We start from the raw sequence: 24,042 nt of genomic DNA on the forward strand, positions 1-24,042 counted from the left end.
GCGCCGGCGCTGCCCCCCCGGTGGAGGGCGCGGCGGTCTCTCGTATTATTGGTGGGGCCGAAACCGCAGGCCCTTTTGTTGTCATTTCGTAAACGATCATGGAACAGGAAAAATTCGCCGCATACCGGGTGCGTCGCAACCAGTGCAGGCGAAGTCGCATTCAGCACCAGCCGTGTCGCATCCAGTCCAGAGGCCCCGCGCAGACGACCTGCAAGGGCCGCGATCAGTCCGACGCGACAGCCTTCGAGGCACCTGCCGGACCGCCGGAAACGCGCGGTGCGACGCCCTGCAGCCAGCCATCGAGCACCTGCGGGTTGGCCTTGAGCCAACCCTTGGCGGCCTGGCGCGGATTGCGCCGCTCGTTGAGCACCGCATCCATCAACTGGTTCTCCATCGCCAGGTCGAATGTCAGGTTCTGCAGCAGCCGAGCCACATTCGGGCACTCCTGAAGATAGCCTGCTCTGACGTTAGTGAAGACCGTCGCCCCGCCATAATGCGGACCGAAGTAGGAATCCCCCCCATCCAGATAGTTCATTTGGATTCGCGTGTTCATCGGATGCGGCTCCCAGCCCAGGAACACGATCGGCTGCTTCAAGGCCCCGGCCCGCTTGACGTAGGCCAGCATGTCCGCCTCGCTGGACTCCACCAGCTTGAAGTCGCCCAGGCCGAACGCCTTTTCCCGGATCATCTTCTGGATCAACTGATTGCCATCGTTGCCCGGCTCGATGCCGTAGATGCGCCCGCCCAGTTGCTCCCTGAATTTTGCGATATCGGCAAAAGTCTTCAGGCCCGCCTCATACGCATAGCGCGGCACCGCCAGCGTGTACTTGGCACCCTCCAGGTTCGCCCGCACAGTCTCCACCGTGCCCTTGTCCGCGTAAGGCTTGATGTCGTTCGCCATGCTCGGCATCCAGTTGCCGAGGAACACATCGATCTTCTTCTCCGACATCGCCTTGTAGGTGTCCGGCACGGACAGCCGCACCACCTGCGTGCGGTAGCCTTGGTGGCTCAGCACCAGGCGCGTCACCGCCGTCGTAACAGTGATATCCGTCCAGCCCACGTCGGCGAAACGCACCACGGAGCAGGAATCGGGTTCAGCGGCGCGGGCAACGCCCGGCAGTACCACGGATAACGCCAACAGCGACGACACAAGACTCTTCATGAGACCAGCCTCTGACTGCGGAGAAGGGGGCACGCACGGTCCGATACCGTTCGTCGGGCCAGAATCATGGAGCAGGCGCCACCCCGCGCCTATCGACCAGTCGAGGTCCGGCCCGCGGATGTCGCAGCCAGGCATGCCATCGTCGCCAGCGGAACACCATCGCCCGCCACCCCCACACCGCGCCCCATCGAAGAGCAACCACGGCGCTTTTGGATATGGCCGGGTCGGTGCCGGAGGGGGCCGCGCCCGCGCTTGGACCGATCATGACAACGCATCGCGGGCACAGGGACGTGCCCACCCCACCTATCCCACGGATGCGCAGCTCGCCCGGAGACCGGCATGGCAATCAGTGTGTTCGACCTGTTCAAGATCGGAATCGGCCCCTCCAGCTCCCACACCGTAGGCCCCATGCGCGCCGCAGCCCTGTTCGTCGGCGCGCTGCGCGAACGCCAGTTGCTGCAACGCACCACGCGGGTCGAAGTGCGCCTGTACGGCTCGCTCTCCGCCACCGGCATCGGCCACGGCACCGACCGCGCCGTGATCATGGGCCTGATGGGCGAATGGCCCGACCGCATCGACCCGCGCCAGATCGAACCGCGCATGGCCGCCCTGCGCCAGAGCGGCGAACTGCTGCTGGCCGGCAACCAGCCCATCGCCTTCGACTGGGTGCGCGACATGCGCCTGCTCGACGAAAACCTGCCCTACCACCCCAACGCCATGCGCCTTTGCAGCTTCCACGGCGACCAGCTCCTGCACGGCGACACCTACTACTCCATCGGCGGCGGCTTCGTCGTCGACCAGGAGCAGGCCGCCTCCGGCAGCCTCGACACCGACCACACCGCGCTGCCCTACGACTTCTCCAGCGCCGCCGAACTGCTCACCCTGTGCCGCCGCCACGGCCTGCGCGTCTCCGAACTGATGATGGCCAACGAACGCATGTGGCGCAGCGAAACCGACATCCGCGACGGCCTCAAGACCATCTGGCAAGCCATGCGCGACTGCGTCGACAGCGGGCTCAACCACGAAGGCATCCTGCCCGGCGGCCTCAACGTGCAACGCCGCGCCGCCCGCCTGCACAGAAACCTCCAGGAAATCGGCAAGCCCAACGTCATCGGCTCCACCCTCTCCGCGATGGAATGGGTCAACCTCTTCGCCCTCGCCGTCAACGAAGAAAACGCCGCCGGCGGGCGCATGGTCACCGCCCCCACCAACGGCGCCGCCGGCATCATCCCCGCCGTCCTGCACTACTACATGCGCTTCAACCCCGACGCCCGCGACAGCGACGTCACCGACTACCTCCTCGCCGCCGCCGCCGTCGGCATCCTGTGCAAGAAAAACGCCTCCATCTCCGGCGCCGAAGTCGGCTGCCAGGGCGAAGTCGGCTCCGCCTGCGCAATGGCCGCCGCCGGCCTTGCCGAAGTCCTGGGCGCCAGCCCCGAACAGGTAGAGAACGCCGCCGAGATCGGCCTCGAACACAACCTCGGCCTCACCTGCGACCCCGTCGGCGGGTTGGTCCAGGTGCCCTGCATCGAGCGCAACGCCATCGCCGCCGTGAAAGCCATCAACGCCGCGCAAATGGCCCTGCGCGGCGACGGCCAGCACTTCATCAGCCTCGACCAGGTCATCCGTACCATGCGCGACACCGGCGCCGACATGCACGACAAATACAAGGAAACCTCGCGCGGCGGCCTCGCCGTCAGCAGCATCGAATGCTGACCCCAAATAGACCACGCCGCCCATCCAACGCCACATTCTGGCGCAGCAGTACGCCCGTACCGACGTAGCACCCAGCGTTACCGATCCGGTCATCGCAGGTTCGGCGAGCCAACCGCCGAGTGCTACCAAAATCCCCAGCCCAGTGCCCATGCGCATTTGCGACCTGCGAGGGGTCGCAATCCGGACCATCAAAAACGGCATTTCCATGCCGTTTTCTTTTTTTATTGAACGTCCATTCAACCTAGGCATGGCATTTGCCTTGCTATGGACAGAGGAACAGCCAAGGGACCGCCCAAGGCGGAATTCCCCGAGCAGACAACAAGCATAAGAAACGCCTCCAGCGAGGCGACTGTGACTAGCGTGAGGTGATCGAATGAACGCGTTCAACCCCGGAGTTCCCCCGCAAAACCGAGCTCCGCAGTCCATCGGCTTCCTGCTGCTGGACAACTTCACCCTGATCTCCCTGGCCTCCGCGGTAGAACCGCTGCGCATGGCCAACCAGCTCTCCGGACGCGAACTCTACCGCTGGCACACCCTGAGCCTCGACGGCCGCCAGATCTGGGCCAGCGACGGCCTGCAGATCACCCCCGACGCCGGCTGCGACAGCGCCCCGCAAATGGACACCCTCATCGTCGTCGGCGGCGTCGGCATCCAGCGCAGCGTCACCCGCGAACACGCCACCTTCCTCCAGGCCCAGGCCCGCCTTGGCCGCAAGCTCGGCGCCGTATGCACCGGCAGTTGGGCCCTGGCCCGCGCCGGCCTGCTCGACGGCTACGACTGCAGCGTCCACTGGGAATGCCTGGCCGCCATGCAGGAAGCCTTCCCCCGCGTCGCCATGAGCACCCGCCTGTTCTCCATCGACCGCAACCGCTTCACCTCCTCCGGCGGCACCGCGCCGATGGACATGATGCTGCACCTCATCGGCCGCGAGCATGGCCGCGAACTCTCCGCCGCCATCTCCGAAATGTTCATCTACGAACGCATCCGCAACGAACAGGACCACCAGCGCGTCCCGCTCAAGCACATGCTCGGCACCAACCAGCCCAAGCTCCAGGAAATCGTCGCCCTGATGGAAGCCAACCTCGAAGAGCCCATCGACCTCGACGAACTGGCCGTCTACGTCAACGTCTCGCGCCGCCAGCTCGAGCGCCTGTTCCAGAAGTACCTGCACTGCTCGCCCTCGCGCTACTACCTCAAGCTGCGCCTGATCCGCGCGCGCCAACTGCTCAAGCAAACCTCCATGTCCATCATCGAAGTCGCCTCCGTGTGCGGCTTCGTCTCCACCCCCCACTTCTCCAAGTGCTACCGCGAATACTTCGGCATCCCGCCGCGCGACGAGCGCCAGGGCCAGCCCATCGGCCAGCCCGTCATGGTCATGCCCATCCCGCAGGACCTCGCCCTCATGCCCAACTCCTCCGCCATCTCCGCCCTGAGCCAGGCCCAGGGCGAATCCACCTTCGCCAGCGTGCGCGTAGTCTGACCCGCACCTCGCCCGCAGAACGAAAAAGGGAGGCCAGTGGCCTCCCTTTTTTCATCCCGCCTCAGCAGGGGCGCCGACGCGTCTAGTCCGCCCTCATCAGCCTTTTCCCAAGTCTGCACAGGGAACTACTGCATCCCGCCCATCGCAGTGGATGCCTCGCCCCCTCATCGCTAGCATGGCAGCTCGTTCACCACACGATCCCGAGCGATCTGTGCAAGTTCTTGCCTAATCGGCACATCGTGGGGAGTAGCGGAAGGCGATCCGTGAGCGCCGAACAGCGCGGATCGAGCAGGAGTTTCAACAGACCCAAAAGACGCGGGCCCAAGGTGGTCACACACCTTGAGCCCGCTAACCACAAAGCAGCTAAACAGGAGCTGAATCATGGCTAACACCGATCATACGTCACCCTCCAGCCCAGCAGAACGCCGCGAAGGGGGCACCTTCATCCCGCTGGGGCCAGCGTCACAACACAGCAAACTGCCCCGCGACGCCACCCTCTACCTGAACCCCAACGCCCCCGCCAACGCGCTGTACGACGCCGCCGAATACCGGCTGAAATCCCTCATCGACCTGCTCACCACACTGGAGCTGGCCGAACTGACCGCCCTCCCCAACCACAACCTCCTCCAACTCAGCCGCTCGCTGCTACTGCTGGCATCCGACGCCCAGTCGCTGTACCAGGCCAACCAGCAACAGCGCGCCAGAGGGCAATAACCCGCCCCAACAACAAAAACCCCAGCTCGTTGGCTGGGGTTTTCAAGGTTTCAAAGAGGAAGGATTTGTTTTCCTGCCACCGATACGCCCGCTGGCCAGCCTGGGCGCGGAGCTGCATTGCACTTGACCATCTGTGTGCATTCGTTCTGACCATGCAGTTGCATCGGTTTTACCAGAACGGTTTGAAACCATGTGCGGCAGAGAATAGCCACAAGCGGACGCTGACGGGGATGCCCCGCCAGCGTAACCAGCCCCCTTACTTGACCTTCACCACATCATCGGGCTTCCACGTCTGGTCGTAGAAGGCATCCTCGCTGCCGTACAGGCGCAGAGCCACGAGGAAGTTGCGCCCCGGAATGGTCTGGATGAAGGCCGAGTCGGCCACATCAGCCGGTTTCTCCGGGCCGAACCAAATTTCGATGGAACCGTCCTGCTGCTTTGGAATGTCGTAATAGCCGTTAGTGGACGGCAGCAACTGCTTGGTCTCGGGCATGGTGCCATCAGTGATGTTGTAGGCCGTCACCGCCCAGAACAGCGCGGCCGGCGGGTTCGGCGGCAGGCGCAACTTATAGGTGCTGCCACCTTCGAGGAACTTGCCGTCCTTGTCACGGCCGGTAAAGGGGTACTTGGAGCCGGCGCCGGTGGTGTGCATCACCATCGCCGGGGCGGAGGAGTAGGCGAACTGGAAGAAGTTAGCGCGCTGGTTGGTGTCCAGGTAGCTCTTCTGCATCCAGTCGTTGGTGCCGCCGGCCCAGGTGTTCTCGTATTGGCGATCGGTGTAGTAGAGGTTGCGCTTGTCCTCGCGGCCCAACTGACGATTGGCGAGGATCATCTTAGGCGCGGTTTCGACGGCTTTCTTCAGCAACTCCTCCTGATTCGCATTAGGCTTGAAGGGCTCACCCTTGACGATGCCAATGGAAGCCAGCACACCGCGCAGCTCCGGGTCGATGGCCTCGACCGGCTCGTAGTCGATAAAGGCCTTGAGCTTGGTCCAGTAGGTGTTGTCGACCGGGTACATCATGTTCAGGTTCTTGCCGCTGGCGTCTGGGAACTGCATCGGCCTGGCGTCTTTCTCGGTCGCCCACAGCGGATAGACGCGTGTGGTCTCGGCGCTCTTCACCGCCGGTGCCGGATCAGGCTTGCCATCGCCCTTGGCCATCACGGTGCGGAAGAACAGGAAAACGTTGTAGGTGCGTGACTTTACGGCGAAGTAGCCTCCCGGCACCGGGCCGTTGTAATCCGGCGGCAGCAGCAGATAGAGGCCACCGCGTGCACGATCCGGCCCGATGGCGCCGACATCGGTGAGGGTGCGCTGGAAGAAGTCGGTGAACATGCCGATAACATTGGCTGGCGCCTTGACTACCAGCGGACCAGTCTCTTTCAGATCCAGGTAGCTCATGGAATAGATCACGTCAGCGTTGGGTGTGGGCACCATCGTCCGTGCGTCCATGCGCTCCTTCCAGATCGGCAGCACGTTGTAGCCGGCACCGAAGGCCTTCTCCGAGCCGTCTTTCATGCCGATGGTGTTGAGCAGAGGAAGCATCGTCATGTAGGCATAAATGGCGCGCTGGTAGTACAGCTCGTCACGCAGGCTCTCGGCCTCCTTCGGATCGAGCCAGTTGCCGTTGTTGATCTGCTTGATCAGCGGCGAGGCCGGGGCTTGGTCGGCGGCATGAAGCATCGATGTGCCAAGACAGGCGAACATAACAGCAGCGGATAGCACTTTCAGCGAGTGGATCATGTCGACTTCCTTGAAGTTAGCGGGGTTCCAGAGGTCGGTCGGCAAACTGCGGAGAGCCATTGCGGCTCACACTCAACTTTCCGTGCTCCTTGAAAGCACGAGTCTAGATGGCGTACGGGAGTCGACAAGCTTGGGGCTTCGGCCTCACAGTCCGCTTTGGGTCGGTAGCTGCCTATTGAGGGAGCACTGTTAGACGCGTGCTGCTATTTCTCTCCGGCTGGGTCAACTGCTGCCCTCGTCCATCTACAACTCGTTGGTCAGAACAAATGCAACTGCATGGTCAGATGAGTGCAATTGCGAACCTGGGCGCCGGAAAACAAATCAGTTCCCTCTCTGCAACTTCGTGCAAGCGACCTACCGCCGTGAAACATGGCCCGCAAGGCAATTGGAAATGGCCAGCGCCTTCTCCACATGTTCCGGGTTATCCACAGAGGAAACCTCCTCCGAGACCGTGATCAAACTACCCGGACCGAAGCGTTCGCACTGAATATGCGGCGGGAGCAGTTGGCATACGGAGGGATTGTCGGAGTAGGTCATCCAGCCGACGGGGAGGCTGTCCCAGTTATCGTATGTCAAATAGAAGAAATCCATATTAGTGACAAGCCCAGACTCCGGGCTCCAGCACTCAATCGATGCCTTGAGCAAATCTAGCGAAAGAGGCTTATTTATAAACTCTGGATATTGGTATTCGGGAAAATCAATAATAACAGTATTAAATAGCCCATCAATACTGGAACCAGCACCTACAGACACACACACCTTGCCTTCCTTAGCGCTATTCTTATTACTCATCATTAAGCTATAGCCAAACTCACAGGTAGCATCAAGTGTCGGGTGGCCGCTCACATCTGTATGAGAGTACTCGTTTTCTTTATTGTATATTTTCTCACGTGCAACCTCGTAGAAATTGTTTAAATCGGGAGCAATAGCTGTTTCAGCATTAGGTTTTCTCCCAACATCGTACAGCTCTCTGAAAATCGGATGAATCTCCTGCAGCCTCCGCAGATAATCTTTAGTATTTCTTAAATATTCACCCAGCGTAATTGGGCGAGCTCTCCAGTAAATACCCAGGAATACTTCCATATGCACATCTCCAGGGCTATTACTATATTCGCAACTCATCTCATCTAATTACGCGTGATCTTACCCGCAAGGCAGGCGGAAATGGTCAGCGCCTTCTCCACATGTTCCGGGTTATCCACAGAGGAAACCTCTTCCGAAATCGTGATCAAACTACCCGGACCGAAGCGTTCGCACTGAATATGCGGCGGGAGCAGTTGGCATACGGAGGGATTGGAGGAGTAGGTCATCCAGCCGATGGAGAGGCTGTCCCTATTCTTGTATGTCAAATCCAGGAAATCCATATTAGTGACAAGCCCAAACTCCGGGCTCCAGCACTCAATCGATGCCTTGAGCAAATCTAGCGAAAGAGGCTTATTTATAAACTCTGGATATTGGTATTCGGGAAAATCAATAATAACAGTATTAAATAGCCCATCAATACTGGAACCAGCACCTACAGACACACACACCTTGCCTTCCTTAGCGCTATTCTTATTACTCATCATTAAGCTATAGCCAAACTCACAGGTAGCATCAAGTGTCGGGTGGCCGCTCACATCTGTATGAGAGTACTCGTTTTCTTTATTGTATATTTTCTCACGTGCAACCTCGTAGAAATTGTTTAAATCGGGAGCAATAGCTGTTTCAGCATTAGGTTTTGTCCCAACATCGTACAGCTCTCTGAAAATCGGATGAATCTCCTGCAGCCTCCGCAGATAATCTTTAGTATTTCTTAAATATTCACCCAGCGTAATTGGGCGAGCTCTCCAGTAAATACCCAGGAATACTTCCATATGCACATCTTCAGGGCTATTGCTATATTCGCAACTCATCTCATCTAATTACGCGTGATCTTACCCGCAAGGCAGTTGGAAATGGCCAGCGCCTTCTCCACATGTTCCGGGTTATCCACAGAGGAAACCTCTTCCGAAATCGTGATCAAGCTACCCGGACCGAAGCGTTCGCACTGAATATGCGGCGGGAGCAGTTGGCATACGGAGGGGTTGTCGGAGTAGGTCATCCAGCCGACGGGGAGGCTGTCCCAGTTATCGTATGTCAAATAGAAGAAATCCATATTAGTGACAAGCCCAGACTCCGGGCTCCAGCACTCAATCGATGCCTTGAGCAAATCTAGCGAAAGAGGCTTATTTATAAACTCTGGATATTGGTATTCGGGAAAATCAATAATAACAGTATTAAATAGCCCATCAATACTGGAACCAGCACCTACAGACACACACACCTTGCCTTCCTTAGCGCTATTCTTATTACTCATCATTAAGCTATAGCCAAACTCACAGGTAGCATCAAGTGTCGGGTGGCCGCTCACATCTGTATGAGAGTACTCGTTTTCTTTATTGTATATTTTCTCACGTGCAACCTCGTAGAAATTGTTTAAATCGGGAGCAATAGCTGTTTCAGCATTAGGTTTTGTCCCAACATCGTACAGCTCTCTGAAAATCGGATGAATCTCCTGCAGCCTCCGCAGATAATCTTTAGTATTTCTTAAATATTCACCCAGCGTAATTGGGCGAGCTCTCCAGTAAATACCCAGGAATACTTCCATATGCACATCTTCAGGGCTATTGCTATATTCGCAACTCATCTCATCTAATTACGCGTGATCTTACCCGCAAGGCAGTTGGAAATGGCCAGCGCCTTCTCCACATGTTCCGGGTTATCCACAGAGGAAACCTCTTCCGAAATCGTGATCAAGCTACCCGGACCGAAGCGTTCGCACTGAATATGCGGCGGGAGCAGTTGGCATACGGAGGGATTGTCGGAGTAGGTCATCCAGCCGACGGGGAGGCTGTCCCAGTTATCGTATGTCAAATAGAAGAAATCCATATTAGTGACAAGCCCAGACTCCGGGCTCCAGCACTCAATCGATGCCTTGAGCAAATCTAGCGAAAGAGGCTTATTTATAAACTCTGGATATTGGTATTCGGGAAAATCAATAATAACAGTATTAAATAGCCCATCAATACTGGAACCAGCACCTACAGACACACACACCTTGCCTTCCTTAGCGCTATTCTTATTACTCATCATTAAGCTATAGCCAAACTCACAGGTAGCATCAAGTGTCGGGTGGCCGCTCACATCTGTATGAGAGTACTCGTTTTCTTTATTGTATATTTTCTCACGTGCAACCTCGTAGAAATTGTTTAAATCGGGAGCAATAGCTGTTTCAGCATTAGGTTTTCTCCCAACATCGTACAGCTCTCTGAAAATCGGATGAATCTCCTGCAGCCTCCGCAGATAATCTTTAGTATTTCTTAAATATTCACCCAGCGTAATTGGGCGAGCTCTCCAGTAAATACCCAGGAATACTTCCATATGCACATCTCCAGGGCTATTACTATATTCGCAACTCATCTCATCTAATTACGCGTGATCTTACCCGCAAGGCAGGCGGAAATGGTCAGCGCCTTCTCCACATGTTCCGGGTTATCCACAGAGGAAACCTCTTCCGAAATCGTGATCAAGCTACCCGGACCGAAGCGTTCGCACTGAATATGCGGCGGGAGCAGTTGGCATACGGAGGGGTTGTCGGAGTAGGTCATCCAGCCGACGGGGAGGCTGTCCCAGTTATCGTATGTCAAATAGAAGAAATCCATATTAGTGACAAGCCCAGACTCCGGGCTCCAGCACTCAATCGATGCCTTGAGCAAATCTAGCGAAAGAGGCTTATTTATAAACTCTGGATATTGGTATTCGGGAAAATTAATAACAACATTATTAAATATTCTATCAATACTGGAACCAGCACTTACAGACACACACACCTTGCCTTCCTTAGCGCTATTCTTATTACTCATAATTAAGCTATAGCCAAACTTACAGGTAGCATCAAGTGTCGGATGGCCGCTCACATCTGTATGAGAGTACTCGTATTCTTTTTCGTATACTTTCTCACGTGCAACCTCGTAGAAATTGTTTAAATCGGGAGCAATAGCTGTTTCAGCATTAGGTTTTGTCCCAACATCGTACAGCTCTCTGAAAATCGGATGAATCTCCTGCAGCCTCCGCAGATAATATTTAGTATTTCTTAAATATTCACCCAGCGTAATTGGGCGAGCTCTCCAGTAAATACCCAGGAATACTTTCATTTTTACCTCTTAGGTGTAAACACCACATTAATCTTAATGCCTTTTTGCCCTATAACTTCTCTAAGACTAGTGGCTGCCGATTGTGTTGAAACATGCCATTCAATAGGTGTTCCACCTGCGAATTCAATCTGACGCAGAGCATCTTTGATAACTCCTTTTTGCCAAAAAACAGTACCCTCCGGCGGATATCCCCGCCAATCCTTAGCATCCAGCAACACGTTACGTGACGCGTCATATCCATCGAACCGTACTCCGTTGACTGTATATTCCGCTCCTCGCTCCACGCCACTTATCTGCTCCTGATATTCCTCTCCGCCAGTACGCTTGGGAGACGCCTCCCAGATTCCCGGGCCGCCCTCGGATTGCCCCTGCATCTCTTGCAGGGTGCGCAAGCGCGGTTGGATATGGACGCCCTCGCTGGCCGCCGGCTCGCGTGCTCGCCTCGGCCCCGCCGCCTCGGCATCCACCCTTGCCCGACCACCCACGGGGTTTCGCGGTCGGTTGCCGAGCCCCCGCCCGCCAACACCCTTGGGCCCAGGTATCGGCAGCGCGCTCATCGAGATGTCCGCTGCGTCTTCCATCGCCTCCGATGGGCCGCCCGCCATGTCGACCAGCGCCGGCAGCGCTCCGGCAACGGGCCCCATTGCAACGACGCCCAGGCGGTCGGCGACCTTGCGTTGTTCCTCCCGCTGCCGCTGAAGTTCCCTGGTTTCGTGCGAGGTGAGCGGCGAGGACATCCGCGGCTGGTCGCCGTACAGCGCACTGGCGGCAGACTCGGCCTGGTGCCGGTAATACAGCAGGTCCTGCCCCAGGGCCTGGCGTTCTTGTTCCAGGGCCGAAATGCGCTCGTTCAGCGCATCGCGCCTGGGCCAGTCGTATGGGCTGAGGCGGGAGGTATCGTTCAGTTCCCGCCGCGCGTACTGCTGGTTTTGCTCCACGCTGTCGGCCTTCTGACGGGCCGCCTTGTACAGCACGTTGTAGTTGCGCAGGTCTTCTTCCAGTTGCGCATGGGTTGGCGGCTCGGCATTGCGCCGTATCTGCTCCCGCAGGGTGAATATCTGCCCCAGCGCACCGCCGTTGCCGTCGGCGTCGCAGTTGATCAGGCAGGTGCTGCCGTGCCGCGCGAGGGGCAGGCCGTTGACCTTGATGTTGCTCTGCCCGTCCAGCAGCTTCACGTGCCCGCATTCCAGGGCGGTGCCGGACACCACATGGCTGCCGGCGTCGGCCTGTACGACCCGGAAGACGTCGCCCTGGCGATACACCGGCGTGCCCTGGGCCTTTACGTTGGGCGATGCGATGACGGGTTCATCGAGGGTGGCGAAGGAGTCGAAGGCGACGATGCCGGGGCCGACCCGGCAAAAGTCGGGCTCCACGCAGAGCGCGAACCACTGCGCGCTGGCATGGGCGGCATGGCGCTTGACGAGCGGTGCAGGCTCGGGCGGCGCTTCGGGCTCAGGGGGTGGTGGGGCAGCCGGGGGCGGCGGGGGCGGAGGCGCCAGAGCACTTTCGAGCTCGGCACGGCGCCGTTTCAATTGCGCCAGTTCTTCCTGTGTGCTTTGCCGTATCTCCAGGTATTCGGCAGTCAGCGGCCTCACGCTTTCCATCTGGCCGAGGATGACCAGGGTGGTTCCGGCGCGGTTTTCCCACCTGCACACCTCCTCCAGTTCGCGCTTGAGCTGCCGCCGCTCTTCTTCATCGGCATCGAGGCCCAGCACGTCGCATGCCACACGGTCGATCATCGTGCATGCCCCTGGTGGTTGCCGAAGGTGGCGATTTCCACTCGGGTGAGGGGTTCGTCCTGGCAAAAGGCGTAGCGCCAGAGGAGGGTGGCGCGCTGGCTGTCCAGGTGCAGGCGCAGTGTGTCGAGCACTGGCTCGACGACGCGGCGGCTACCGTCGGCACGGTGCACAACCAACTGGGGCGACCACTCCGGCAACCGCATGGTGCGCGTGCCTTCGGCCAGGCAGCCGGCAAGGGAAATCGGCTCGCCGCCACGCAGGTGTTTCGCCACCACCTGGTCGGGCGGTGCGGCCTGGTAGAAGCGCGGGTCGAAGTCCTCGGGCATGTAGGGGTAGCGCTCCTGCTCCCAACGGGCATCGAAGGTGCCTTGCAGGGACTGGCGCGGCTGCCACCAGCGGGCGATGGGGCCAAGCCCGATGCTGTGGTAGTTCTGCCAGGGGTGCTCGTAGGGGCGGTCCAGCGGTTCGAACTGCGGCGCCGCCAGGGTCGTCTGCGCGTTGACGTGGGCGCGTATTCGCTGGGCGGTGTCTTTATCCAGCCATTTGTAGTCGCTGCTGCTCGGGAGCCAGCCCTGGCCGCATGGGTTGAACGGATAGAGCACGGCGGCCGACGACAGGGGGCTGGCCGCCGGGTCGAAATAGCTGCCGCCATAGGCGAGCCGATAGTCCAGCGGCACCGCGAGCACGTCTTCCGGTTGGCTGATGTCCCAGCCCAGGAAGCGCTTCTCCAGCCGCCGGGGGCCGAGCACGATCAGCGCCTTGCGAACCGGCCCCACCTCGATCGCCACCCGCCAGCGATCCCGCGCGATGCCGTGGTACGCCTGCAGGCTGCCGTAGAGCTGCACGTCCGTTCCCGGCTTCCCTGGCACCAGGTCGCCTTCCTCGGCCATTACCGCCTTGAGCGGACGGGTGTTGACCGGGCCGTCGTAACGGTCCCCCAGCAGAATCGGCTGCTGCCCGGTGGCCAGCGCCATCGGTGCGCCGTCGCGAGCGAAGTCGAAAGTGCCGCGCAGCACCAGGACATCGAAGCGCTCACCGGACGGCGCGGCCTTTTCGTAGAACAGGTGCGGCAGGCCGCTGTGATTGTCGACGCGGACCATCATCGGCAACCCCCTGGCCATCCACCACCAAGCCGGTGAACCGCGCGCCCTGGCAACGCGGCGAGCAATGCCGAAGAGGGTCTGTGCGCTCCGCACAGATCGAAGATCGCACTGGCGCACCGTCGAACGAGTGCGCCGTCGATGAACCGTTTGCGTCGTATGCAGCCAATGACCAGAAACACATCCGCCCCTCCGAAAAGCCCGCAATAGAGCGGCTGAATTTAGGAAGAGCAGGAACGCCTGTGGACCCACAAAAAGGGGTTTCAGAGGCCACTGACGGCTGTTACGGAATTACCAACAGAGCACCGCAGTGAATTCTGACAAAACGATGTTCCACGGCAGGTATTCGAGGCAGGCAGAGGCACCAATCACCCTCTGGCTGGGGAGACTGGTCGGGGGAGTTGGGTAAAGAGGGGCTACTCCTGCCCCCATCCATCAGCCGGATTCAGGCCAGAGCAGCAATCGCCATCAAGGCAGCGGAAGGGCAGCCGGAGCGGCTCCGGCTACCGACAAACATCAAGCCCTGGGCACCAGGGCCGGCAGCAACTGCCGGGAGATCGCTTCGCGCACGGCGGGCAGCAGGGTGGCGTTGCCGGCGAGCATTTCTTCCACCAGGCGGCGCAGCGCCATCGAGCGTTCGGGGGTCAGGGCGCGCACGGCGTACTCGCAGGCCTGCTCCGCGGTGACATCCGGTGGTACGGCGAAACCCAGCGCTTGCAGGCGCTCGCGGAAGTCGTCCTGGTCTATCAGGTCAGCGTGCATCATGGCAGTTCTCCTCGCAGCGGCATGGATTCCCATGAGCCGGATTCTGGTAAGTGGACAGGAGCGCGGCAAGCACCCGGCCGGCGGAATGTCCGCAACGGGCACGCGCAGGTCGTTTTCGGCTAATCGCCGCCACGGCCATACGCGCAGACTGCGGCCCATACCGAACCCGAAAGCCTCGCCGGCACGGGCCTCCAGCACACCGCCAGCCCATCACCGGCTCGCTTTGTCCCCTGCCACGCGTCGGGCGTCGCAGGGGATTTTTTTGCGTCGCGCGGCAGTCTTGCCAGAAGCATTCCAGGCCCTGCGAGAGGAGCTTGTCGCGCTGGCATACTCGAGCGCGCGCTGGCCGGCCCACCCGCCAGGCGACGGCCCGGCCGCTCTGCCCTGCGTGACCGGGCATATTCGCCAGGACGGCGTGGAGTGCTGCGGGCAGATCCCCATGCCGCCCTTCCCTGCGCGCTCAAGACGCTCGCGAGTTCATTCTCGGCCAGCCGGTGGCGTGATCCCGAGGAAACTCCGCAACGCCTGGTAAAGCGCGTGGTAGAGCGCTTCCACCTCCGCCACGCCACGGGCGCGCAAGGCGCCGTGGACCAGCCCCGCGCCATTGAAGAAGCGGCTCTCGACGCCAGCCTCGCGCAATGCCGAGCAATAGAGTGCGCCGTCGTCGCGCAACGGGTCGAACTCGGCGACAGCGATGAAGGCGCGCGGCAAGCCACGGAAGTCGCCGGCCCGCAGCGGCAGCGCCAGCGGGTCGCGGCGGTCGCCGGCGTGGGGCAGGTAGGCGTCCAGGCAGGCATCGAGATCGGCCCGCGAAAACAGCGGCGCATCGGCGCATTCCAGCCGCGCCGGCGTCTGGCCGCCGCCCAGCGCGGGATAGATCAGGGCTTGCCCACAGGGCAGCGGTTCGCCCGCCTCACGCAGGGCCAGGCACAGCGAGGCGGCGAGGTTTCCCCCGGCGCTGTCACCGATCACCAGCATTCGCATGCTGTCCACCGGCTCGCCCAGAGTGCCCTCGCGCAGGCGCCGCCATACCGCCAGGCAATCGTGCAACGCGGCGGGGAACGGGTGCTCGGGCGCCAGCCGGTAGTCCACCGCCACGACCAGCGCACCCAGCTCCAGGGCCAGTTCGGCGGTGATGAATTCGTGGCTGCCGAGGCTGCCGAGCATCCAGCCGCCGCCGTGCAGGTAGAGCAACGTTGGCCAACCGGCAGCCGGGGGAATGCCGCTGGGGCGGTACAGGCGCACGGTGGGCAGGCGATCCAGGCACAGCTCACTGATGCGCAGCCCAGGCGGGCGCGGCGGTGTGAAGGCCGTGGCCATGCGCTGGTAGGCGGCGCGCTGGGCGTTGATGGCGGGATCGTTCTCGGCGAATGCCTGCGTCCGCTCGACGAACGCCTGCATGGCGTCGGACAGCGGATAGTGCCGCGTCACCGCCGATCAGCCGGCAGGCCGATGGTGCGCCCGACGTAGTCCGGGCGCGGCAGGCTGCGGTGCGCTTCGGCCAGCGCCAGCACGCGCTCCAGCACCACGCCTTCGAAGGGCGCCGAGCGCGCGCCGTCTTCGAGGTTCACGTGCAGCAGCATCTGCTCGCTGGCGGCCAGGGCGAGGTCTTCGCCAACGCGGTGCAGGCTGTGGAAAACATGCAGGCGCTTGCGGTCGTGGGCGATCAGTTGGGTGCGCACTTCGACCTTCTCGCCCTCCTTCACTTCGTGCAGGTAGTTCAGATGCACTTCGAGGGTGAACAGCGAGGAATGAGTCGCGGCGCGGTGCTCGGCGTCGAGCCCCAGGTGGTCCATCAGGGCGTCGGTGGCGTAGCTGAACAGCAGCAGGTAGAAGGCATCGCGCAGGTGGCCGTTGTAGTCGGTCCACTCGGCGAGGATGGAGCTTTCGCAGGTCTTCAAGGCGTGCATTTTCAGGCTTCCAGAGAGCCTCTCTCCCCAGCCCTCGCCCTTCCGGGAGAGGGGGCCGTTCCGAGTAGGCGGTGGACGATGAGGTTAGTCGGCGAAGGCGAAACCGTGCCTGGCCTTGGTCTCCCTGATGGCACCGAGCACCGCCAGCAGGCAGTCGTCGCGGTAGCGCTCCAGCTCGGCGATGCTGCGCGTGCCCTGCTGTTCGGCGGTGCCTTCCACCACGCGGTCGATCAGCGTCTGGTTCAGTTCCGGGGCGGGCAGGTAGGTCCAGGGCAGTTGCAGCGCCGGGCCGAACTGGGCCATGAAGTGGCGCATCCCGGCGTTGCCGCCGGCCAGTGTGTAGGTGAGGAAGGTGCCCATGAACGACCAGCGCAGGCCGGCGCCGAAGCGGATGGCGTCGTCGATCTCGCCGGTGCTGGCGACGCCGTCGTTGACCAGGTGCAGCGCCTCACGCCATAGCGCTTCGAGCAGGCGGTCGGCGATGAAGCCGGGGACTTCCTTGCGTACATGCAGGGGGCGCATGCCGAGGGATTCATAGACCTGGATGGCGGCCTGCACGGCTTGTGGCGCGGTTTTCTCGCCGCCCACCACTTCCACCAGCGGCAGCAGGTACACCGGGTTGAACGGGTGGCCGACCACGCAGCGTTCCGGATGCGTGGCGTCGGCGTAGAACTCGCTGGGCAGCAGGCCCGAGGTGCTGGAGCCGATCAGCACGTCGGGCCGCGCGGCGGCGCTGATGCTGGCGTGCAGTTCGCACTTGAGGTCGAGCCGTTCGGGCGCGCTTTCCTGGATGAAGTCGGCATCGCGCACGCACGCTTCGATGGTGGCGACGAAGCGCAGGCGGTCCTGCGAGGCGCCAGGAACGAGGCCCTGCTGTTCAAGCGCCGGCCAGGCGTTGGCGATGCGTGCGCGCAGTGCGGCTTCCGCGCCGGGTGCCGGGTCCCAGGCGATGACGTCGAGGCCGTGGGCCAGGGCGCGGGCAACCCAGCCGCTGCCGATGACGCCGCTGCCGAGGGCGGCGAAGGTCTTGATGTGGGTGATGAAGGACATGGATGGCTCCGGATAGGTGGCGGGGCGTCGGTTCTTTCGCAGGGCGGATCAGCGCGGCTTGAGGTTCATTTTCCTGCGCCCCTCCGCCGGGCTCAGGGCGCGGCCGCCAAGGCGCTCGATGATCTCGATGGCGCGCTCGACCAACTGGCCGTTGCTGGCATGCACGCCGCGGTCGAGCCAGATGTTGTCTTCCAGGCCGACGCGCACGTTGCCGCCCAGCAGCATCGCCTGCGCCACCATCGGCATCTGCGAGCGGCCAATGCCGAAGCCGGCCCAGGTCAGGCCCGGCGGCAGGTTGTCGGCCATCGCCTTCATGGTCGTGGTGTCGGCCGGCGCGCCCCACGGGATGCCGAGGCAGATCTGGATCAGGGGGTCTTCCAGCAGGCCCTCCTTGAGCATCTGCTTGGCGAACCAGAGGTGGCCGGTGTCGAAGATTTCCAGCTCGGCCTTCACCCCCAGCTCGGTGATGCGCCTGGCGCCAGCGCGCAGTTGCGCCGGGGTGGAGACGTAGATGAAGTCGCCGTCGCCGAAGTTGAGGGTGCCGCAATCCAGGGTGCAGATTTCCGGCAGCAGTTCCTCGACGTGGGCCAGGCGTTCCAGCGGGCCGACCAGGTCGGTGCCGGCGCCGAACTCCAGCGGCTGCTCGCCCTTGCCGATCTCCAGGTCGCCCCCCATGCCGGCGGTGAGGTTGATGATGACGTCGGTGTCGCTCTCGCGGATGCGCTCCACCACTTCGCGGTAGAGGCTCACGTCGCGGCTGGGCTTGCCGGTGTGCGGGTCGCGCACATGGCAGTGGGCGACGGTGGCGCCGGCCTTGGCGGCTTCGATGGCGGCGGCGGCGATTTCCTTGGGGGTGACGGGTATCGCCGGGTGCTTGCCGACGGTGTCGCCGGCGCCGGTCACCGCGCAGGTGACGATCACTTCGTAGTTCACGGTGGCTGTCCTTCTGGTGGGCGAACGCAGGCCCTGCGCGGCGAAGCGCGCGCAGGGGGTGCTGAAGATCAAAGGGCTACTTGAGCGATGCCTGGACGGCGGCGAGGCCGTCCTTGCCGTCGAAGGTGGTCACGCCGTCGAGCCAGGTCTTGAGCGGCTCGGGGTTTTCCTTGAGCCAGGCGCGGGCGGCATCCACCGGCTGGCTGCGGTCGAGGATCGGCACCATTACCTGGCTCACCTGCTGGCTGGTGAACTTGAGGTTGTGCAGCAGCCTGGCGACGTTGCCGCACTGCGCCTGATAGCCGCCGGCGGTCATGATCGAGACGGTGGCGGAGCCTTCGTTCGGGCCGAACACGTCGTCGCTGCCGGTGAGGTATTTCATGTCGATCTGCAGGTTCATCGGATGCGGTTTCCAGCCGAAGAACACCACCCACTGCTGGCGCTTGATGGCGCGCTTGACCGCGGTGAGCATGCCGGCCTCGCTGGATTCGACGATCTGGAAGCCCTTCAGGCCGAACTTGTCGTCGGCGATCATCCTGGCGGTGATGCGGTTGGAGCCGCTGCCGGGCTCGATCAGGTAGATCTTGTTGCCCAGCTTGTCCTTGAATCTGGCGATGTCGGCGAAGGTTTTCAGGCCGCCGTCGTAGACGTAGCTCGGCACGGCGTAGGTGGATTGCGCATCGGGCAGGGTGGGCGGGGTGATGACGTCGATCTGCTGCTTGTCGAGGTAGGGCTTTGCCACCGGCTGCATGGTCGGCTGCCAGTAGCCGAGGAAAACGTCGAGCTGCTTGTCGGCCATGCCGGCGAGGATGATCTGCTGCGAGGCGCTGGTCTGCTTGACCTTGTAACCCAGACCATCGAGCACGGCCTCGGCAACGGCGCTGCTGGCCACCACGTCGGTCCAGTTCACCGTGCCCATGCGCACGTTCTGGCATTGGGCGGGTTCGGCGGCCCAACTGGTGCTGGCGGCGAGCAACAGCGCGGCGCAGCCGACCGCTTTGATCGATAGCTTCATGACGTTTCCCTCAAGGCCCTTGCGGCGTTGGTTATCGTTATTCTTGGTCATGCCGGCCCCCGCGGGGGCTGGGGTCAAAATTACGCAGGCCGGCAGGGCGCGAATCGCACGGTGGCGACCAGCTCTTGCACAGCAGCGACCTCCCCGGTTGCCAGGGCGACGCGTTTGTTCTATCCAGACAGGGCACCCGCCAACCGGCCGCCGCTCCAGATCGCACGGTACCCACCATGTCCCAGGATTTCTGGTTCCTGCTGTTGCCCGGCTTTTCCGTGATGGGCTTCGTCTCCGCCGTCGAGCCGCTGCGCGTGGCCAATCGCTTTCGCGGCGAGCTTTACCGCTGGCACCTGATGAGCCACGACGGCGGGCCGGTGCTGGCCAGCAACGGTATGTCCATGAATGCCGACGCCGGACTGCAACCCCTCAAGCCTGACGACACGCTGCTGGTGGTGGCCGGCTTCGAACCGCTGCGCACCTGTACGCCGGCACTGCTGCACTGGTTGCGCCGGCTCGACCGCGAGGGGGTGACCCTGGGCGGCATCGATACCGGCAGCTTTGTACTGGCCGAAGCCGGCCTGTTGCAGCGCCAGCGCTGCACAGTGCACTGGGAGGCGCTGGATGCCTTCCAGGAGACTTATCCACAGGTGCAGGCGACCCAGGAGCTGTTCGAGATCGACGGCCCGCGCATCACTTCGGCGGGCGGCACGGCGTCCATCGACCTGATGCTCGACCTGATCGCCCAGGCCCACGGGCCGGAGCTGGCGGTGCAGGTCTCCGAGCAGTTCGTGGTCGGCCGCATCCGCACCCGCCAGGACCACCAGCGCCTGCAGGCCGCCAGCCGCTACGGGGTGACCAACCGCAAGCTGGCGCAAGTGATCGGCGAAATGGAACGACATACCGAGCCGCCGCTGTCCACGCTGGAGCTGGCCGAGCGCATCCAGGTCACCCGCCGCCAGTTGGAGCGCCTGTTCCGCCTGCACCTGCACGACACGCCGTCGAACTTCTACCTCGGCCTGCGCCTGGACAAGGCCCGCCAGTTGCTTCGGCAGACCGACATGAGCGTGCTGGAGATCGGCCTGGCGTGCGGCTTCGAGACGCTGTCGTACCTGTCGCGCAGCTACCGGGCGAAATTCGGGGTATGCCCGAGCCAGGACCGCACGCTCTTGCGCAAGATGGAGCCGCAGGCAGCCTCGGCACGGGTCTGAGCGGCACCCGGCGTTTGGCAATATCCGTGGGGTTGTCGTCATTTACCCTTCGCCGTCGAAGGCTGAGCATGGGCCTCAGGTGCCCTTCATCCCCGTTTCGGAGACCACCATGAGCGAAGCACGCCCACCCCTGCCGCCGTTCACCCGCGACACCGCCATCCAGAAGGTCCGCCTCGCCGAGGACGGCTGGAACAGCCGCGACCCGCAGCGCGTGTCGCTGGCCTATACCCCGGACAGCCTCTGGCGCAATCGCGCGGCCTTCGTGAAGGGCCGCGAGCGGATCGTCGAGTTCCTCGAGGGCAAGTGGACCCGCGAGCAGGAGTACCGGCTGATCAAGGAGCTGTGGGCTTTCACCGGCAATCGCATCGCCGTGCGTTTCGCCTACGAATGGCACGACGACTCGGGCAACTGGTTCCGCTCCTACGGCAACGAGAACTGGGCGTTCGATGAGAACGGCCTGATGTTCGAGCGCCACGCCAGCATCAACGACCTGCCGATCCGCGAGGACGAGCGCCTGTTCCACTGGCCGCAAGGCCGCCGCCCGGACGATCACCCGTCGCTGAGCGAACTGGGCCTTTGATCGTCAGCCTGGTTATCACAGCCGCGCGGCGCAGGACGCCGTGCAGCAGGCCGAAGTGGCCAGGAGGCCGGAAGCGATAGTCTGACCGGAACGCGCGCGGCGCGGACTCTTGCGCGCCGCGCGCGGCGGATCGGGCTGGAAGATGGTGGCCGAAGCGGGAGGCTCGGAAAATTACTAAATTCGTGGCTGCAGGATAAGAAAGAGCTGTCGTGTGGACGAGTTTGCACCAGCATGGCTCGACACTCCCGAACGTCCCCACGCACATGGTCGGGCGCTGCACTATCGTTGAACCACGCAGCTCCCACTATGGAAGGTTTCGTATATGGCTCTACGCCCGCTCCTGTCGTCCCTCGCCCTGGCCGTCGGCCTTGCGCTCGGCCACCCTGTCGCGCAGGCGGCCGACACTGCGCCACCGGCCGCCACCGAACTGAAGTGGCCGCGCGACTTCGCGCTGGGTGAGCAGCATGTGCAGATATTCCAGCCGCAGATCGAAGGCTGGGACGGCACGCGCATGAGCGGCCGCGCCGCAATCGCCGTGGGCGCCGCCAACACCGCGCCAACCTACGGCGTAGCGCTGTTCTCCGCGGCGGCTGACATCGACAAGTCCAGCGGCCTGGTGCAGCTCACCGACATCCGCATCGACAAAGTGGAAGTGCCCACCGCGCCGGACAGCGTGGACAAGGTGCGCGAGGCGCTGGTGGCGCGCCTGCCCAAGGGTGGAATGACCGTCTCCCTCGACGAACTGCAGGCCAGCTACGCGGTGAACCAGCAACTGGACAAGCTGCGCCATGTCGAGGTGAAGAACGACGCGCCGCAGATTCTCTTCGTCAGCGTCCCGACGGTGCTGGTGATGATCGACGGCCAGCCGAACTGGCAGGGGCTGGCGAACAGCGACTTCCAGCGCGTGCTCAACAGCCGCGTGCTGATCCTGCGCGACGCCCAGGGCAACAATTACCTGAACGCGGCGGGCAACTGGTACACCTCGCAGACGCTGGACGGCACTTGGCTGGTGCTGAGCCAGCCGCCGAAGGCGCTGGTGAGCGCACAGCAGGTCGCGGAGAAGTCCGGGCCGGTGGATGCGCTGCTGCCCAGGAACGGCAAGAGCCCGTCACACCCGCCGGCGGTTCTCGTCGCCACCCAGCCCACCGAACTGATCGTCAGCGAGGGCACCGCGCAGATGGTGCCGGTGGATGGCGTCACCCTGCTGAACATGAAGAACGCCGACCATGCGGTGTTCGTCGATCCGACCCACAACACCTGGTACGTGCTGGTGTCCGGCCGCTGGTTCAGCAGCCCCGGCGAGAAAGGCCCGTGGCAGTACGTCGACGGCAAGGACCTGCCCGCCGACTTCGCCAAAATCTCGCCCAAGGATCCGAAGGCCAACGTGCTGGTCTCGGTGCCCGGTACGCCGCAGGCCAAGGAGGCCGCCATCGCCGCCAGCATTCCGCAGACCGCCAGCGTCTCGCGCAGCAAGACCACGCTCAAGGTGAACTACGACGGTGCGCCGAACTTCCAGCCGATCACCGGCACCGCGCTGCGCTATGCGGTGAATACGCCGACGCCGGTGATCGAGGTCTCGCCCAATCAGTTCTATGCGGTTTCCAACGGCGTCTGGTTCGTCGCACCGAGCGCTACCGGCGTCTGGCAGGTGGCTACCGAGGTGCCGGCGGCGATCTACGACATTCCGCCCAGCTCGCCGGTCTACTACGTCACCTATGTGCATATCTACTCGGTGACTCCGCAGAACGTGGTGGTGGGCTACACGCCGGGCTACCTGGGCGTCGTGGTGAACAGCAGCGGCACGGTGGTCTACGGCACCGGCTACACCTATCCGGCCTACGTCAGCGAGACGACCTACTACGGCTACCCTCCCACCTACGGCTACGGCGCGGGCTTCGCCGTGGGTGCGCTGACCGGCTTCGCCTTCGGCTTTGCCGCGGGCTCCTGGTGGGGAGCGCCGGAACCCTGCTGGGGACCGTACTGGGGCCCCTATCCGGCCGGTGGCTGGAGCTATACCAACGTCAACCAGGCCAACTTCTACGGACGTTGGGGCCAGGGCAGCGTCACCCATGCCTACGGCTACAACGGCTGGACCGGCACCCAATGGCAAGGCAGCTCGGCCATCGGCTACAACCCGCGCACCGGCACGCACTACCAGGGCGCCAGGGGCGCTGCCTTCAACCCCTACAGCGAGGATGCCGCCGCCGGGCGCCGTGGCGCGTTCTCCAACGCCTCGACCGGCATCTCCGGCGCCGGCCGCAGCGGCATCGCCGCGCACACCGACAGCGGGGACTTCGTCGCTGGCCGGCAGGTCGCCACGCACAATGCGCAGACCGGCCGCACCACCATCGCCGAACGCGGCGTAAAGGGTGACGTGGACGAAGGCCGCGACACTTATCAACACGATAGCCAGGGCATCAGCTACAACCGCCGCACGGGCAACGCGGTGGCCTGGAAGAACGGCGACGTTTACGCCGGGCACGACGGCAACGTCTACCAGCGCACCGACAATGGCTGGCAGAAACACACCGACAGCGGCTGGCAGCCGGTACAGCAGAACCAGAGCGCGGTACGCAGCCAACTCGACCAGCAGTGGCAATCGCGCCAGATCGGCCAGCAGCGTTTCAACCAGACCCAACGCCAGTGGGGCGGCGGTGGGCGGATCGGCGGCGGGCACTTCGGTGGTGGCGGATTCCGTCGCTGAGTCTGTGGACTGAATAGCGGTTTTCCACAGGGCCTGCCTGTGGAAAACCCATCACC

General features: G+C 62.5%; 21 protein-coding genes. 6 read left to right on the top strand and 15 right to left on the bottom strand.

The features are described 5' to 3' along the window. Window positions 1–223 precede the first annotated feature (223 nt). Entirely contained in the window at window positions 224–1,162 is a 939-nt protein-coding gene (locus OU419_RS28550) for a choline ABC transporter substrate-binding protein (protein WP_254470320.1), read from the bottom strand. A 339-nt stretch (window positions 1,163–1,501) separates the two neighbouring features. On the opposite strand from OU419_RS28550, the gene OU419_RS28555 reads away from it, so the two are divergent. The 3 genes from OU419_RS28555 to OU419_RS28565 all read left to right on the top strand — a co-directional run bounded on the left by OU419_RS28555 (window position 1,502) and on the right by OU419_RS28565 (window position 5,072). Further along, window positions 1,502–2,878, top strand: a complete 1,377-nt coding sequence (locus tag OU419_RS28555; protein ID WP_254469641.1) for an L-serine ammonia-lyase — start codon at window positions 1,502–1,504, stop codon at window positions 2,876–2,878. 373 nt (window positions 2,879–3,251) lie between these two features. Continuing rightward, window positions 3,252–4,358, top strand: a complete 1,107-nt coding sequence (gene gbdR / locus OU419_RS28560; RefSeq protein WP_254469642.1) for a choline metabolism transcriptional regulator GbdR — start codon at window positions 3,252–3,254, stop codon at window positions 4,356–4,358. Between the two features lie 381 nt (window positions 4,359–4,739). After that, window positions 4,740–5,072, top strand: a complete 333-nt coding sequence (locus tag OU419_RS28565) for a hypothetical protein (RefSeq protein WP_254469643.1) — start codon at window positions 4,740–4,742, stop codon at window positions 5,070–5,072. 256 nt (window positions 5,073–5,328) lie between these two features. Here OU419_RS28565 and OU419_RS28570 read toward each other — a convergent pair whose 3' ends face one another. From OU419_RS28570 to OU419_RS28635, 14 genes are all read right to left on the bottom strand, one after another. Next, window positions 5,329–6,873 (bottom strand): DUF1254 domain-containing protein, encoded by a 1,545-nt coding sequence (locus OU419_RS28570; RefSeq protein WP_254469644.1) that lies wholly within the window; start codon window positions 6,871–6,873, stop codon window positions 5,329–5,331. Window positions 6,874–7,167: 294 nt separating this feature from the next. Then, on the bottom strand, window positions 7,168–7,896 hold the full coding sequence (locus tag OU419_RS28575; protein ID WP_268172740.1) for an Imm52 family immunity protein: 729 nt from the start codon (window positions 7,894–7,896) through the stop codon (window positions 7,168–7,170). Between the two features lie 44 nt (window positions 7,897–7,940). After that, complete coding sequence (locus OU419_RS28580) at window positions 7,941–8,669, bottom strand: Imm52 family immunity protein (RefSeq protein WP_268172741.1); 729 nt, start codon at window positions 8,667–8,669, stop codon at window positions 7,941–7,943. 44 nt (window positions 8,670–8,713) lie between these two features. After that, on the bottom strand, window positions 8,714–9,442 hold the full coding sequence (locus tag OU419_RS28585; RefSeq protein WP_268172742.1) for an Imm52 family immunity protein: 729 nt from the start codon (window positions 9,440–9,442) through the stop codon (window positions 8,714–8,716). 44 nt (window positions 9,443–9,486) lie between these two features. Beyond that, a complete protein-coding gene (locus OU419_RS28590) occupies window positions 9,487–10,215 on the bottom strand; it encodes an Imm52 family immunity protein (RefSeq protein ID WP_268172743.1) in 729 nt (242 codons plus the stop codon). A 44-nt stretch (window positions 10,216–10,259) separates the two neighbouring features. Beyond that, window positions 10,260–10,988: an Imm52 family immunity protein gene (locus OU419_RS28595; RefSeq protein ID WP_268172744.1), complete on the bottom strand. Its 729-nt coding sequence runs from the start codon at window positions 10,986–10,988 to the stop codon at window positions 10,260–10,262. A 2-nt stretch (window positions 10,989–10,990) separates the two neighbouring features. Then, window positions 10,991–12,727 (bottom strand): Tox-REase-5 domain-containing protein, encoded by a 1,737-nt coding sequence (locus OU419_RS28600; protein WP_254469646.1) that lies wholly within the window; start codon window positions 12,725–12,727, stop codon window positions 10,991–10,993. After that, window positions 12,724–13,830: a DUF2169 family type VI secretion system accessory protein gene (locus tag OU419_RS28605; RefSeq protein WP_254469647.1), complete on the bottom strand. Its 1,107-nt coding sequence runs from the start codon at window positions 13,828–13,830 to the stop codon at window positions 12,724–12,726. The genes OU419_RS28600 and OU419_RS28605 overlap by 4 nt, the downstream gene beginning before the upstream one ends. Window positions 13,831–14,343: 513 nt before the next feature. After that, on the bottom strand, window positions 14,344–14,592 hold the full coding sequence (locus OU419_RS28610; protein ID WP_254469648.1) for a hypothetical protein: 249 nt from the start codon (window positions 14,590–14,592) through the stop codon (window positions 14,344–14,346). Between the two features lie 477 nt (window positions 14,593–15,069). Continuing rightward, window positions 15,070–16,023, bottom strand: a complete 954-nt coding sequence (locus OU419_RS28615) for an alpha/beta hydrolase (RefSeq protein WP_254469649.1) — start codon at window positions 16,021–16,023, stop codon at window positions 15,070–15,072. Then, entirely contained in the window at window positions 16,020–16,502 is a 483-nt protein-coding gene (locus OU419_RS28620; RefSeq protein WP_254469650.1) for a thioesterase family protein, read from the bottom strand. Before OU419_RS28620 ends, OU419_RS28615 begins: the two co-directional genes overlap by 4 nt. Window positions 16,503–16,586: 84 nt before the next feature. Continuing rightward, on the bottom strand, window positions 16,587–17,552 hold the full coding sequence (locus OU419_RS28625; RefSeq protein ID WP_254469651.1) for an L-carnitine dehydrogenase: 966 nt from the start codon (window positions 17,550–17,552) through the stop codon (window positions 16,587–16,589). Window positions 17,553–17,600: 48 nt separating this feature from the next. Continuing rightward, on the bottom strand, window positions 17,601–18,485 hold the full coding sequence (locus OU419_RS28630; protein WP_254469652.1) for a BKACE family enzyme: 885 nt from the start codon (window positions 18,483–18,485) through the stop codon (window positions 17,601–17,603). A gap of 76 nt (window positions 18,486–18,561) precedes the next feature. Next, the gene (locus OU419_RS28635) at window positions 18,562–19,500 is read right to left on the bottom strand and encodes a choline ABC transporter substrate-binding protein (RefSeq protein ID WP_254470322.1); all 939 of its coding nucleotides are present in this window, start codon (window positions 19,498–19,500) and stop codon (window positions 18,562–18,564) included. Between the two features lie 227 nt (window positions 19,501–19,727). Between OU419_RS28635 and OU419_RS28640 the strand changes: the two genes are divergently transcribed. The 3 genes from OU419_RS28640 to OU419_RS28650 all read left to right on the top strand — a co-directional run bounded on the left by OU419_RS28640 (window position 19,728) and on the right by OU419_RS28650 (window position 23,986). Then, window positions 19,728–20,702 carry a GlxA family transcriptional regulator gene (locus tag OU419_RS28640; protein WP_254469653.1) on the top strand — a complete coding sequence of 325 codons (975 nt, stop codon included), beginning with the start codon at window positions 19,728–19,730 and terminating at the stop codon, window positions 20,700–20,702. A 109-nt stretch (window positions 20,703–20,811) separates the two neighbouring features. Then, the gene (locus OU419_RS28645) at window positions 20,812–21,282 is read left to right on the top strand and encodes a nuclear transport factor 2 family protein (RefSeq protein WP_254469654.1); all 471 of its coding nucleotides are present in this window, start codon (window positions 20,812–20,814) and stop codon (window positions 21,280–21,282) included. A gap of 322 nt (window positions 21,283–21,604) precedes the next feature. Next, window positions 21,605–23,986 (top strand): carbohydrate-binding family V/XII, encoded by a 2,382-nt coding sequence (locus OU419_RS28650; RefSeq protein WP_254469655.1) that lies wholly within the window; start codon window positions 21,605–21,607, stop codon window positions 23,984–23,986. Window positions 23,987–24,042 lie beyond the last annotated feature (56 nt).

The sequence above is a fragment of the Pseudomonas triclosanedens genome, from assembly GCF_026686735.1.
GTDB classification, from domain to species: domain Bacteria; phylum Pseudomonadota; class Gammaproteobacteria; order Pseudomonadales; family Pseudomonadaceae; genus Pseudomonas; species Pseudomonas triclosanedens.

Excerpts from the sequence above, each read along its gene's own strand:
- OU419_RS28580 (WP_268172741.1), bottom strand. The coding sequence starts at position 8,669 with ATGGAAGTATTCCTGGGTATTTACTGGAGAGCTCGCCCAATTACGCTG.
- OU419_RS28610 (WP_254469648.1), bottom strand. The coding sequence starts at position 14,592 with ATGATGCACGCTGACCTGATAGACCAGGACGACTTCCGCGAGCGCCTG.
- OU419_RS28575 (WP_268172740.1), bottom strand. The coding sequence starts at position 7,896 with ATGGAAGTATTCCTGGGTATTTACTGGAGAGCTCGCCCAATTACGCTG.
- OU419_RS28650 (WP_254469655.1), top strand. The coding sequence starts at position 21,605 with ATGGCTCTACGCCCGCTCCTGTCGTCCCTCGCCCTGGCCGTCGGCCTT.
- OU419_RS28565 (WP_254469643.1), top strand. The coding sequence starts at position 4,740 with ATGGCTAACACCGATCATACGTCACCCTCCAGCCCAGCAGAACGCCGC.
- OU419_RS28625 (WP_254469651.1), bottom strand. The coding sequence starts at position 17,552 with ATGTCCTTCATCACCCACATCAAGACCTTCGCCGCCCTCGGCAGCGGC.
- OU419_RS28605 (WP_254469647.1), bottom strand. The coding sequence starts at position 13,830 with ATGATGGTCCGCGTCGACAATCACAGCGGCCTGCCGCACCTGTTCTAC.
- OU419_RS28585 (WP_268172742.1), bottom strand. The coding sequence starts at position 9,442 with ATGGAAGTATTCCTGGGTATTTACTGGAGAGCTCGCCCAATTACGCTG.
- OU419_RS28620 (WP_254469650.1), bottom strand. The coding sequence starts at position 16,502 with ATGCACGCCTTGAAGACCTGCGAAAGCTCCATCCTCGCCGAGTGGACC.
- OU419_RS28570 (WP_254469644.1), bottom strand. The coding sequence starts at position 6,873 with ATGGCTCTCCGCAGTTTGCCGACCGACCTCTGGAACCCCGCTAACTTC.
- OU419_RS28555 (WP_254469641.1), top strand. The coding sequence starts at position 1,502 with ATGGCAATCAGTGTGTTCGACCTGTTCAAGATCGGAATCGGCCCCTCC.
- OU419_RS28635 (WP_254470322.1), bottom strand. The coding sequence starts at position 19,500 with ATGAAGCTATCGATCAAAGCGGTCGGCTGCGCCGCGCTGTTGCTCGCC.
- OU419_RS28550 (WP_254470320.1), bottom strand. The coding sequence starts at position 1,162 with ATGAAGAGTCTTGTGTCGTCGCTGTTGGCGTTATCCGTGGTACTGCCG.
- OU419_RS28600 (WP_254469646.1), bottom strand. The coding sequence starts at position 12,727 with ATGATCGACCGTGTGGCATGCGACGTGCTGGGCCTCGATGCCGATGAA.
- OU419_RS28640 (WP_254469653.1), top strand. The coding sequence starts at position 19,728 with ATGTCCCAGGATTTCTGGTTCCTGCTGTTGCCCGGCTTTTCCGTGATG.
- OU419_RS28595 (WP_268172744.1), bottom strand. The coding sequence starts at position 10,988 with ATGAAAGTATTCCTGGGTATTTACTGGAGAGCTCGCCCAATTACGCTG.
- OU419_RS28590 (WP_268172743.1), bottom strand. The coding sequence starts at position 10,215 with ATGGAAGTATTCCTGGGTATTTACTGGAGAGCTCGCCCAATTACGCTG.
- gbdR (WP_254469642.1), top strand. The coding sequence starts at position 3,252 with ATGAACGCGTTCAACCCCGGAGTTCCCCCGCAAAACCGAGCTCCGCAG.
- OU419_RS28645 (WP_254469654.1), top strand. The coding sequence starts at position 20,812 with ATGAGCGAAGCACGCCCACCCCTGCCGCCGTTCACCCGCGACACCGCC.